This is a genomic window from Cupriavidus basilensis (assembly GCF_000876015.1).
In the GTDB taxonomy this organism is placed as follows: Bacteria; Pseudomonadota; Gammaproteobacteria; order Burkholderiales; family Burkholderiaceae; genus Cupriavidus; species Cupriavidus basilensis_B.
Map to the genome: position 1 here is coordinate 171,916 of NZ_BBQM01000025.1, position 12,522 is coordinate 184,437.

Annotated in this window: 11 protein-coding genes; 6 read left to right on the forward strand and 5 right to left on the reverse strand. The window is 58.2% G+C overall.

Annotated elements, in window-relative coordinates; genetic code table 11:
* Positions 1-728 precede the first annotated feature (728 nt).
* From KF708C_RS28095 to KF708C_RS35080, 4 genes are all read left to right on the forward strand, one after another.
* Positions 729-2,366: a glycosyltransferase family 39 protein gene (locus KF708C_RS28095; protein WP_197090441.1), complete on the forward strand. Its 1,638-nt coding sequence runs from the start codon at positions 729-731 to the stop codon at positions 2,364-2,366.
* A complete protein-coding gene (locus tag KF708C_RS28100) occupies positions 2,363-2,746 on the forward strand; it encodes a GtrA family protein (RefSeq protein WP_059414490.1) in 384 nt (127 codons plus the stop codon). The genes KF708C_RS28095 and KF708C_RS28100 overlap by 4 nt, the downstream gene beginning before the upstream one ends.
* Positions 2,743-3,867, forward strand: coding sequence for a glycosyltransferase family 2 protein (locus KF708C_RS28105; protein WP_059414492.1), 1,125 nt, complete (start codon positions 2,743-2,745; stop codon positions 3,865-3,867). The genes KF708C_RS28100 and KF708C_RS28105 overlap by 4 nt, the downstream gene beginning before the upstream one ends.
* Positions 3,868-4,162: 295 nt before the next feature.
* A complete protein-coding gene (locus KF708C_RS35080) occupies positions 4,163-4,417 on the forward strand; it encodes a double zinc ribbon domain-containing protein (RefSeq protein ID WP_231586622.1) in 255 nt (84 codons plus the stop codon).
* A 53-nt stretch (positions 4,418-4,470) separates the two neighbouring features.
* On the opposite strand, the gene KF708C_RS28110 is transcribed toward KF708C_RS35080, so the two are convergent.
* Positions 4,471-6,963: a heavy metal translocating P-type ATPase gene (locus KF708C_RS28110; RefSeq protein WP_059414494.1), complete on the reverse strand. Its 2,493-nt coding sequence runs from the start codon at positions 6,961-6,963 to the stop codon at positions 4,471-4,473.
* Between the two features lie 505 nt (positions 6,964-7,468).
* The gene (gene flgB / locus KF708C_RS28115; RefSeq protein WP_059414647.1) at positions 7,469-7,891 is read right to left on the reverse strand and encodes a flagellar basal body rod protein FlgB; all 423 of its coding nucleotides are present in this window, start codon (positions 7,889-7,891) and stop codon (positions 7,469-7,471) included.
* Between the two features lie 301 nt (positions 7,892-8,192).
* Here flgB and KF708C_RS28120 point away from each other — a divergent pair, with 301 nt between their 5' ends.
* Together KF708C_RS28120 and KF708C_RS35085 are read left to right on the forward strand one after the other, a co-directional pair.
* The gene (locus tag KF708C_RS28120) at positions 8,193-9,260 is read left to right on the forward strand and encodes a porin (protein ID WP_059414496.1); all 1,068 of its coding nucleotides are present in this window, start codon (positions 8,193-8,195) and stop codon (positions 9,258-9,260) included.
* A gap of 181 nt (positions 9,261-9,441) precedes the next feature.
* Positions 9,442-9,648, forward strand: coding sequence for a hypothetical protein (locus KF708C_RS35085; RefSeq protein WP_082080013.1), 207 nt, complete (start codon positions 9,442-9,444; stop codon positions 9,646-9,648).
* A 255-nt stretch (positions 9,649-9,903) separates the two neighbouring features.
* Here the strand turns inward: KF708C_RS35085 and KF708C_RS28125 are convergent, their stop codons facing one another.
* From KF708C_RS28125 to czcR, 3 genes are all read right to left on the reverse strand, one after another.
* Positions 9,904-10,308: a CzcE family metal-binding protein gene (locus KF708C_RS28125; protein WP_269432187.1), complete on the reverse strand. Its 405-nt coding sequence runs from the start codon at positions 10,306-10,308 to the stop codon at positions 9,904-9,906.
* Positions 10,309-10,406: 98 nt separating this feature from the next.
* On the reverse strand, positions 10,407-11,873 hold the full coding sequence (locus KF708C_RS28130; RefSeq protein WP_059414497.1) for a sensor histidine kinase: 1,467 nt from the start codon (positions 11,871-11,873) through the stop codon (positions 10,407-10,409).
* Entirely contained in the window at positions 11,845-12,522 is a 678-nt protein-coding gene (czcR, locus tag KF708C_RS28135; protein WP_059414499.1) for a heavy metal homeostasis two-component system response regulator CzcR, read from the reverse strand. Before czcR ends, KF708C_RS28130 begins: the two co-directional genes overlap by 29 nt.

The following is a 12,522-nucleotide window of genomic DNA, read 5'->3' on the forward strand; positions in this document are numbered from 1 at the left end:
TTTATACATGGTGCGACGCCACCCCTCACGAATCACGAGCCGGGCCATTACCGCTGCCCTTAACGTGCCGACACCTGCCTCCGCAAGTGCATGGGAATCGGAGGATTTGGTAGTGAAATGGAGGAAATCCCATGCCTGAAAGGCTGAGATCATCAACAAAGCGGACGCTAATATTGACCGCGTGACGCGAGGTCTTCCACGCATTCCACTGCGTGAAGGGATCCTCCCAGCACTGCGGCCCGCGACGGCCCCTCACCTAACTTTGCGACCGGTCTGTCGACTTCGGCGCGTTGGCGTGTCCGACGCCAACGCGTGAGCGGCACAAGTCTACCATGAGGAAGATTGCGCACACATTGCAAAACAGTTACTAGCCATCCTTCCGGCCGCGGGGGCGACGCTACAACATTCCGGCTGCTCTCGCTGGACACTCACTAGTGGCCACGCCGTCATCATCTCGCAATCCCCCCGACAGGTACGCCCCCTAGAATCCCGATGTTCGTTCCCGGGGAGCGAGGGGCCCCCAAGCTCGGCAAACGCACTCCGACGGCCCGCCGTCTAATCGGCTCCCAGTGAAACACATCTGCTCCTCGTGGAGCTCAAGAATGCGCCGCGTGTTCTGCCACACGCACAACGTCACGAAAGCAACGCAATACCTCCGAGGCCCTGGCCCTTCACTGCGGCTGGCCGTATTTGAGAAACATTGGTGGCAACTGTCGCCGAAAACCTTGATGGACAGTCTCTTGAAGCGAAAGATTCTCTTGGCCTTGACCATCGCGATCTTGGCGGTCCTCTGGATTTTCACGCTAGCTGTGCGCCCGTTGTATGAGCCCGATGAGGGGCGATATGCCGAAGTTCCGCGCGAAATGTACGTCTCAGGCGACTGGGTTACGCCGCGACTGAACGGCGTCAAGTTTTTCGACAAACCGCCTCTGCAGTACTGGGCCACAGCCAGCGCCTACATGATCTTCGGCCCGTCAGAATGGACTGCTCGGATCTGGAGTGCGCTCGCGGGACTCTTAGGGGTAGCTGCCGCATGGTGGGCAGCCCGATTGCTCTACGGAAGCCTGATTGGCCTGGCCGCGGCGCTGGCACTTATCGGCGCCCCACTCTGGATTCTCGGCTCGAACCTAACAACGACGGACATTGGCGTAGGCGCGCTTCTCGGAAGCGCAGCCTTGGTATTCACTGTGGCGTACCAGACCCAGAACCAGCGTTTGTTTCCTGTCGTCTGGCTGCTGGTTGGACTGGCGTTCCTGGCCAAAGGCTTGATCGCCATCGTGCTTCCTGCGATGACGTTACTGCTATATGCGCTCCTTACGGGACAGCTCTTCGGCTTCCTGAACACGAAATTCTGGCGCTGGAGTCTGCTCGCCGTAGCGATAGCAGTGCCGTGGATCATCGTGGTCTCGATGCGCAACCCGGAGTTTCTGAACTACTTCTTCATCCACGAACATTTTGCAAGGTTCTCATCCTCGGTGCACGAGCGAGACAAGCCCTTCTGGTTCTTCTTTGCAGTGGGCGCCGCCGGTGTTCTGCCATTCATCGCTCTGATTCCCGGCGCCATCGTACCTCGGCCGGGGATGGCCCGGACAACGCGGAGCTTCGATTCCCAGCTATTTCTGTCGATATGGGTGATCGTTGTCATTGGCTTTTTCTCGATTTCCCGCTCTAAGCTGCCGCTCTATATCCTCCCGGCCTTTCCGCCGGCGGCCGTACTGCTTGCCCATCGCGCGATGGGCGTGACTCGCACCACCCTTGCCGCAAGCTTCCTTTCCTTGCCAGTGCTCGGCGTAGCCATCGCGTTCCTGCTGTGGCACCCGACACTTTCGAGCGCGATGCTCAAGCGCGACGTGAGCGACCCCGCATCGCTTCAAATATGGGGCTTCATCGCCATGGCGATCCTGGTGCTTGGCGGCTTCCTGGCCTTTGGCATCGCAATTCGGGGCCGCAGTCTTCGCGCGGTCGCCGTTGCGTCCCTGACCACGCTTGCCGGCCTGCAGGCGGGATTGCTGGCGTCCCGGGCATTTGAATCGCTCTCCATCAAGCCGATCGGCATGGAAGTCAAGGCAGCGGCCCGCATCGACACGGAACTGTTCAACGTCGGGCAGATTGACCGAGGCCTGGCGTTCTATGCCGAGCGGGAGCCCATCATTGTGGCCGCCAGATCCGAGCTGGATCTTGGCTTCTCTGTCGAACCAAACAAGTGGATCGCCGATGAAGCAGCGTTTGTACAGCGATGGAAGGCCTCCGGACACAAGCTCGCCGTCATGCGCAAGGACACCTTCGAGCGCCTGAAGACTTTGCTCGGAACGGATACGACCGTGCTCAGCCAGCATGGGGTCAACGTTCTGGTGCAAAAGCCATGAACATCACAGCGCGATTCGTGCGGTTTCTTGGCGCTGGCGCGACAGCTACTGCGTTGCACTATGTCACGCTGATCGCGCTCGTCAGCTCTGGTGCGCCTGCGCTCCCGGCGTCGGCAGCCGGTAGCGTCGTTGGACTGCTGACCCACTACTTCATCAGCAGCCGTTGGGTGTTCGTACACGTTCACCCCGAGCGTATCGCCTTCGTCAGGTTCTTCCTGGTCTCGGCCCTGGCGTTCCTGCTCAACTCACTTCTGATGTTGGCAGGACTGGCGGTCGGCCTGCACTATCTGATTGCCCAGATCGTCTCGACCCTTTTAGTCATGTTAGTCAACTACGTACTCCATGCGAACTGGACGTTCATGAATGGAGCGATGCGATGAATGCTTCCACCCTGCCAACCGAAAAGATTTCGGTTGTCGTGCCGCTCTTCAATGAAGAAGCCGTCTTGCCCCAGTTTCACTTTCGGCTTCTCCGCGTCATGGAGAGACTGGCATCTGACTACGAGATTATCTATGTCGACGATGGCAGCCGAGACCGATCGCTAGAACTGGCGCACCAGCTGAAGGCCAACGAAGCACGCGTCGGAATTGTCGAGCTCAGTCGCAACTTCGGCAAAGAAGCTGCATTGACTGCGGGCCTCGATATGGCGGGCGGCGACGCTGTGGTGATTATCGATGCCGACCTGCAAGACCCGCCCGAGTTGATTCCTGCCTTGATCGATAAATGGCGCGAGGGTTTCGACGTGGTTTATGCCACGCGTACCTCTCGTGACGGCGAGTCGTTGCTCAAGAAGTTCACCGCGCACTGGTTCTACCGATTGATGGGCAAGCTCAGCGATACGGAAATCCCGGCCGACACCGGCGACTTTCGCGTCATGAGCCGACGTGCCGTTGCCGCGCTGGGACAGCTTCGAGAGCAGCACAGGTTCATGAAGGGGCTTTATTCCTGGATCGGATTCCGCCAGACCGCTGTCATGTATCGCCGCGACGCGCGGGCATCGGGAACGACCAAGTTCAACTACCGCAAGCTGCTGCGCTTTGCCGTGGATGGCATTACTGCCTTTTCCACCGTACCGCTGAAGTTCGCCACGTCGATTGGCCTGCTTGTGGCGATTCCTGCCTTTTGCATGGCCACCTTCATCGTTGGCAAGACGCTCATCTATGGTGATCCCGTACACGGCTATCCATCGATGATGACGGTCTTACTGATGCTCGGCGGCCTGCAGCTCGTCTTTCTGGGGGTACTCGGGGAGTACGTCGGGCGGCTGTTCAACGAGGTCAAGCGGCGGCCTGTTTATCTCGTTGCGAGCTATACGGCCCCTGCGGGCTCCGAGCCTAACGTTACTGCCATGGGTCAGGAGGCACGGCCGCCGGCAAGGTGCCCAATGGCGCCTGCGACCATCTTCCACGCACCGGGCAGATCTCCCAGGGAAGAGCTGTGTCTTCGGGACCGCCGCCAGCAGACCTCAGTTCTGACGGAGAAGCCGGCGCCGCTTCGCTAACCGGATAGAGAGGTGCGCCCCCCAAGATGGCGAGCAAGCGTCGACATCATGACGTTTTCGACAGAAAGTGAATTGCAATCAACTTTCACCGCCGCCCCCCATTTCCATTCATTGACCCTGTAGCTACTACAGGCTATCCACTACAGTCATTGGCAACGCGATGCGCTACGAGACGGCGAAACCAGAGCCACCCAAGGCGCGGCGAACGCGATGACACATATCCATTAAGGAGAAAAAGATGGGTTTCCTAGAACGGCTTTTTAGCGGTCACGGCAGTGGCCACCACGGCAAGGGAATGCGGCGCGGTCATGGCGGGGGCAATCACGGTAGCGGGTATGGTGATTCCGGCCACCGGTACGACAATCCGCCAGCCCCGCCGCAAAATTATGCCGGGCTTACCTGTCCAATCTGTGGTGTCGTGAGCGCCCAGGGTGCACGCTTCTGCCAGCAATGCGGTAGTTCGCTGGTCCCCGCTCCGTGCACGCAATGTGGCACCGCTCTTTCGCAGAATGCGAAGTTCTGCGGCAGTTGCGGCAAGGCCGCGAAGTAAAGGCACTGTGAGACGGCGCGTCCGGCATCTTTTTGCCAGGACGCGGCACGTCATCATCTGGACTTCTCGCGATAAGCGAGCAGCCGAAGCGCGTTGAACACGACAATGAGGGTCGAACCCTCGTGCATCGCGACGGCGGTGCCAATACCGAGACCAAGAATCGTCGCAGGCAGAAGGAAGGCCACGACGCCGAGACTGATATACACGTTCTGAAGGATGATGGCCCGCGTGTGACGGCTGAGCCCGACCACAAACGGCAGGTGCTTGAGATCGTCGGCCATCAGTGCAACATCGGCTGTTTCGAGTGCCACGTCCGAACCTGCAGCGCCCATTGCAATGCCCACGGTAGCATTTGCCATGGCGGGGGCATCGTTGACGCCGTCCCCCACCATCGCCACCTTGGCTTCCTCGCGCAATTTCTGAATCGCTTCGACCTTGTCCTCGGGCATCAGATCGCCCCAGGCTTCGTCGATGCCCACCTCCTTGGCAACCGCTTCTGCAGCGCGCTGGTGATCGCCCGAAATCATGATCATCCGCATAATACCAAGATCGCGCAGTGCCTGAAGAGCGGCCTGTGCCGAAGCCCGAGGCGTATCCATGAGACCAATGGCGCCAAGATCCCGGTCTCCGTGCCTCACGATCATGGTCGTGCGACCGCTGCTGCGCAGCATCTGCGCAGCCTTCATCATCGCGTCGCCCAGCGGTGCAATGGCTTCGGCTCCAAACATGTCCGGTTTGCCAATCCACACGGTTTCGTTGTCCAACGTCGCAGTTACGCCGCGCCCGGTCAGACTCTGGAGATGCGATGCTTCTTGAACGACGCTGCCGTTCAGGAGCTTGCGGCCATCGCGCGCTATCGCAGCGGCCAGAGGGTGGTCACTAAGAGACTCCACGGCCACCGCTACCGTCAGCAATTCCTTTTCGGAAATGCCGTCAGCAGCAATAACATCGGTGATGTGAGGACGCCCTTCGGTGAGCGTTCCCGTCTTATCGAATGCGATTGCCTTGAGTGAACCAAGATTCTCGAGCGGAGCACCGCCCTTAATGAGTACCCCTCCACGGGCCGCCCGTGCCACCCCTGAGAGGACCGCGCTAGGTGTAGCGATGGCCAGCGCGCATGGGCTAGCAGCAACCAACACCGCCATGGCGCGGTAGAAGGTGGCGCTGAACGGCTCATCAACGACCATCCCCGCAAACAGCAACAACGCCACCAGCACGAGTACCGCTGGGACAAAAATCCGCTCGAACTTCTCGGTAAATCGTTGACTAGGCGATTTCTGCGCCTCGGCCTCATTGACCATCTTGACGACTTTAGCCAATGCGCTCTCACTGGAAAGGCGTGTCACTTCTACCTCAATGGCCCCGGCTCCATTGATGGTTCCGGCGAACACGCGCGAGGTGGCCTCGACGGCGTCTGGCTTCTTTCTTGCTGTGCGGGCGTCATCCACCGGCTGCTTGTCAACCGGAATGCTCTCGCCAGTTACAGGCGCCTGATTGACCGAGGACGTTCCTTTCACCAAGAACCCATCGACCGGCAAACGTTCGTTTGGCCGGACAACAACCACATCGCCGACACGCAACTCCTCTACTGGAACCTCCCGCACATCGCTGTCGCGACGCACCCTGGCCGTCGCAGGCGCGAGCGCGGCAAGCGCTTCGATGGCCCGCTTTGCCCGACCCATCGCGTAGTGCTCGAGTCCATGACCGAGACTGAACAGGAACAGAAGTAGTGCGCCCTCGGCCCACGCCCCGAGGGAAGCCGCGCCGGTAGCGGCAACCAGCATCAGCGTATCGATCTCGAACTTTCTCAATCGAAGGTTCTCAATGGCCTCCCGCACGGTATAGAAACCACCAAAGAAGTATGCACCGACAAAGAGAACGGTCGGGATCCAGCCGGCCGCATTGTCAGCCAGCTTCTCAATCGCGAATCCAGTGCCGAGCAAGGCCCCGCAAACGACAGAGAAGACCAGCTCAGTGTTCTGCCCAAACATCCCGCCATGCCCGTGCTCCACATGCTCCTTCCCATTCCCATGCGCATGATCTTCAGCGCCTTCGTCGTGATCATGATCAGCATGGCCGCCGCCTTTCGGTGCTCCACTGTCAACCGGAACCAAATCCCGCCGGCCTAAGGCCTCCTGAACCCTTGCCGCCGAGGTCTGTTCGCTATCAAACTCGACGCGCGCTAGGCCGGCCGGACTGACTTCTGCCTCAATGACACCTGGCAAAGAACGTAACTGGCTTGCGATGGTCCTTGCGCGCCGTGCATGCGTAATGCCTTTTACCTTCCAGAGTGCATGTCCGAAGCGCGAAGAGATCGTCGCGCCGGTACTGGTCATCAGTTCACGGATTCGGGAAAGGGAAATGACGGCCGGATCGTAGTGGACACATATCTGTGGTCCGTGACCGACGTTTCCAACCTTCAGGTGCGCTGCTTCGACGCCTTCCTTTGCTCGCAACTCGGCTAGCAACCGCTCGACACAGGGGTCCGAGGAATCGGGAACGTCGGGAAGCAGTATCGGGATATCCAATCGCAGCTTTTTGGTCATTGTCGCGGGCTCCAGTTAGTCTGAAATGGCAGTTATTGCGTGCACTATTAGCAATCAGTGTGCCTCGCATTTCTTCCGTCCGGCCAACTTCTCACCATCACATTGCAGGTCCGTAATACATCGGTAATCTGGCGGCCATCTGGGCGTACTATCGTGTGGATGACACGGTCTGCGCGCAACGCGTTCCGGAACCCCTTACATGATCTGCGCCGTTGCCTACTCCGCCCTGCTAATCTACGTGTCGCCTGTTCCTGCTGGCGCGGATAGCAATTTCTGCCGGCAGCACCCAACGTGGGATGCCACCACCGAGCAGCGAGCATACGGATGTGCGCCATATAGGTATCTGCTGGCTCGGGCAGCCAATCCCAGACATCGCACCGCCAAGCACCCGTCGAAGCAGCAATCACCAGCCAGTACACCCGAGCCGACTCCCAAAGACCCTCCCAAAGACACCTCCAGCGCTTCAAGCAGACCTATGCCAACTGGCCGATAGTACGAGCAACCACTACGGCCGCATGTTCTGGTAGAGCTTGAGGATGTCCTTGTACTCGTCTGCAGTCCTCTGAATGGAGAACCGCATGCGAAGCGTATTCTCCGCAAACGCCACGCGCTCGACGTCTATCTCCACGGTGTTGCCGTCTATGCTCGACTGAAGCGGCACCCGATACAGGAGATCCTCCTGCAGCGTCGGTTTGCTGGCTTCAATATGCCGCGACGAGGTCATCGTCATCCCGGAAAAATTCTGTCCACTTCCCATCACCCGCTCCAACTCGGCACTGAAGTCGATGTCACGCGCCTTGTAATTCGGTGTGTCCGCATTCGCGATGTTTGCAGATAACAGTTCAAACTTCCGCGTCCGGAGTCTCAGCGCCTGCTCGTGAACGCTGTCTTGACTACGGGTCAACTTGGCGATGTAAGGGATGCCCATCTCGAATATCCAACTAGTTCGGAGCATGCAGCGTATTCCAGCAACATTTGACTCTATCGCTAGAGCAACGCCCCCTTTTCACGAGTTTCCCATTACCAATTCGCAATGTTGGTATCGAGGTAAAAAAACGAAGCTTCCATTTCCTTGAAGTATTTTCAATGATGGCCTTCCATGGTGCGCGCCTTATGTCGCCTTTTGACCACGAAGTGACTCAGTGTAATTGCAATGCAATCTGAGCGTCATCTGCGGATTTCTATACTCGCCCTACGAAAATTCTTTCGAGCCCTACTGAGGAGAATCCATGAAGATTGGTCGCATTACCGTCGCAACGCTCGGTCTGTTTGCCACAACAGCCTTCGCCCAATCCAGCGTGACGCTGTACGGTGTCGCCGACGCAGGCATCGAGTATCTGAGCAACGTTCCGTCTGCTTCGTCTGGTGGTTCAAGCCAGGTTCGCATGAGCTCCGGCAACATGTCGACGTCGCGCTGGGGCATGCGTGGCGTTGAAGATCTCGGCGGCGGCCTGAAGGCCATCTTCGAGCTGGAAAGCGGCATTTCGTTCGATACCGGCGCACAGAACAACAGCACGCGCCTGTTCGATCGCGGCGCTTTCGTTGGCCTGAGCAGCAAGTACGGCGCGCTGACACTTGGCCGCCAGACCACGCCTCTATATGACACCACGCTGCAACTCGATCCGATGGGTTTCGCGCCGCGCTACTCGCTCTACAAGATGGATGACGTCTTGGCAGGCCGCGCGGATAACGCTGTCAAATACCGTGGCACGTTCAGCGGCCTGACAGTCAGCGGTCTCTACAGCTTCAGCCGCACCGGCGGTGGTGAAGTGCCGGGCAACTACAAAGTTGACCGCAACATGGGCGTGTCGCTCATGTACGAAACCGGTGCGCTGGCGGTTGGCGCGGTGTATGACGAATTCCAAGGCACTTCCGTCGCAACGGCAGATCGCAAAGATCGCCGCGCACTCGTTGGTGCTTCCTACGCGTTTGGCCCGGCGAAGGCGTTCATCGGCTATCGATGGTACAACGGCAATGTCGGCACGCTTCCCACGAACGGTTCGAACCTGTATTGGGCCGGTCTGCGCTACGGGCTGACGCCGGCGTTGACGCTGACGGGGGCGGCCTATTACACCGACAGCCGCAACTCGGGCGCAGACCCGCTCCTCTTCGTTGCCTCGGGAGACTATGCGTTCTCGAAGCGCACCGATGTATATATGAACGTTGGCTACGCGTTGAACCGCGGAAACTCCCAACTTGGCATGAACGGCTTCAACTCGGCGACGGGAAGCCCGAATAATGTTGTTCCTGGCAAGGACCAAACCGGCGTTATCGTAGGCGTACGCCACAAGTTCTGAACCGCCTTAATAGGATCGACACTTTCTTGTTAATTCAAGAGAGTTTTTGCCTCCCACCGGGAGGCATTTTTTTATGACAAGATCGTAATACGCAAGTAATCCAGTGGATCAGATCCGATCGCTAGACTATGAAAACTGTGAGCGATTAAAGACTCACGAATATTGACTCCGGAGAGATTCCATGAAGACGATCCACACTGCCCTGGTCGCTACTGCCCTCATGATTGCTGCCGCCGGTTCGGCCATTGCTGCAACGCCTGAAGGACAGATCCACCGCCCGCGCGACCCGTACACCGACGGGGGACGTGCAGCAGTCAGCAACATCTACTCCGATGGTGCACGCCTCGACACGCGTGACGTGTTCACCGACGGTGCACACGGGATTTGACGCACGGCCACACACTGAGTACAGACCGACCCTGTGAGGGGAGAATCGGTCAGTTGCTTGGCTCCTGGTGCCGTTTCGCTCCGGCCCGACAGCGAAAGATTTCGAAGCTTGTCTCCGCAAAGTAGACAATTTTTTTTGTCCAACCCGTCGATTCCACGCTTTACTGTGCATCGCCAGGTCGCGGAAATGGCACTTATACAACATGGAGAAAGCCCCGCATTTGGCGGGACTTGCAGTTCATCTTCCCAACGACGCTCAACCACCTGTGAAGAGGTCGCTCCTATCAATGTAGACGCGCACGCCAGCGCTACCTGGCAGGTCTGGCAACAACAAGCCAAGGTCGACGCTCGTGTCCTTGATCATCTGTGCGAAGGTCCAAGCGGAGACCTGCTCTCCGGCCCGAAATGCGACCGTCTCGCCAGAGTCAACGTTGACGTACCGCAGCCCTGACTTCACGTCGACAATGCGAGTCACGCCGGAAGGATCGGCTTGATCACCGAACAAGGCGGCGTGACGCTTCGACGCCGCTTGCTCGGCCGAAGCAGACACACTAGCCTTCGAGCCGTGCTCTTCCATTGCGTACAACGCCGACATCCCGCCCAACATAATCGCCACAAACAGCAAGGCAGATCTCTTCGCCTTCATGATCATCTCCTTCATAGAAATGTCGTTGATCTATGAAAACGAGTGTACGAGCTGCACTCCGTCTACAGTCTTGCCCAGGGATTACAGATAGGTAATGGCGCTCAATCTGGTCCCTACCCAACGACTGAGCGGCCTTGGCTGAGCCGGCCACCGGCCGACCGTGCCGATGCCTGAGCTCCGTCGATGGGGAAGCGCAATGTAAAACGCGTCTTTCCATCCGGGCCGCTTACGACTTGGGCATCTCCGCCATGAAGCTCCATGATGGACCGGACGATGGCAAGTCCCAATCCCGTGGACTGCGATGAGTTGGATCTTGCCCTGTCTCCTCGGAAGAATCGATCAAAGATGAGCGATAGTTCCGGCTCTGGAATCGAATTTCCGATGTTGATTACATCGATGCAGCAATACTCAGCTTCGCGGCGCACGATCAAATTGATTGGAGAACCAGGTCGTGCATGTCGCACCGCATTCGACAGCACGTTGTTGATAGCGCGCTGGAAGAGAATCGCATCAGCGACCAAGGTTGCATCACCACTCACCCTGATCTCGACACTTCGCTCCTCTGCGAGTACCGAGAAATAGGCTGACAACTTGCGTAGCTCTGCATTCAATTGAATTACCGTTAACTCGAGCGCCACCTTGGCACTGTCGGCCCGCGCGAGGAACAACATTGCATCGATCATCCTGGCAAGCCGCTGATACTCGAGCAGGCTTTCCTCAACCAAGACGACATACTCGGGGCCTGAACGCTCGCGTGACAGCGCGACCTCCGCATGTCCGATAAGGTTGTTGAGCGGTGTACGCAAATCATGCGCGAGGTCCGCCGAGAATCGCGACAGCTTCTGATATCCATCCTCAAGACGCTGCAGCATGGCATTGAACGCCATGGCAATATCCTGCACCTCTGTCGGTGCCGGTGGCGTGTCCACCCGATAGCTGAGCCGCTCCACACTGATCCTGTTAATCTGCTTGATCAGCGCGTGAGCCGGCTCCAGCTCGCGGCGCGTAATGGCGGCGCCCACCATTGCCGTCAATATTACGCCAACGGTGGTACCAAGTATGAGCGTGGTGCGGAATCTCGCCGTAACCTGCTTCCTGTCATCGCCGGATTTTCCGACTACCACAATCACCTGCGTCCCATCCTTACCCAGCACCGCATCAGCGGACTGGATCATCAACGACGACTTCTGTGCGGTCGTGGCATCGCTAGAATCCAGTTGAAGCAGTGCATCATTACCGGTTCGAAACAATATCCGGCCGTCTTGTGCGGCTACACGGACGATGAGGTCCGTGTAGCCACGTATCAGGTCATCGAATCGGTGCTGCGCTGCAGGGACACCTTGCACCCCATCGACCTCGCGTAAAAAATGCTCGACCTGCTCCAGTTTTCCCTTTACGACCGCCCCGTCCCTGGCCTCAAGTTGTGCGGCCAGCGAATAATAAGCAAATGCACCCATGCTGGCCAGTGCGATGGACAGCACTAGTGCAAAGAACAGTCCGAGGCGGCTCGTAAGTGATAGCGGTGTCACGGATTTCCTGCGGCGCAACCCTTCATCGACCGCGTTCTGGGTCGAGAACATACCCCATACCCCTTACCGTGTGGATCAGCTTCTGGTCGAACGGGTCATCAAGCTTAGAGCGTAGGCGCCGGATGGCAACGTCGACGACGTTGGTGTCCGTGTCGAAGTTCACGTCCCAGACCTGGGACGCGATGGTGGTCCGCGATAACACCTCGCCTCGTCGCCGCATGAGCAGATGCAGCAACGAAAACTCCTGGTTGGTCAACTCGATCCGGATCGCACCTCGGAAGACCCGACGACCAAGGACGTCGACGTCCAGATCCGCGATGCGTAGCCGCTCGGACTCCTTAGATGTGCTTTGCCGGAGGCAGCGCCGGATGCGCGCGAGCAACTCAGCAAAGGCGAATGGCTTGACGAGATAATCATCCGCCCCGAGTTCGAACCCCCGGACACGATCCGCGACATCATCCAATGCCGTCAAAAACAGCACTGGCGTCTCGGATTTCGAGCGTATCGACTTGATCACTGTCCAACCGTCCGTACCCGGCAGCATGACGTCGAGAATGATAGCGTCGTATTCCGTCTCTTCCGCCATGTGAATGCCATCGCTTCCGTTATCCGCAATGTCGACGACAAATCCCGACTCTGTCAGCCCCTTCTGTAAATACTCCGCGGTTCGCGGCTCATCTTCTATAACTAGTACACGCAC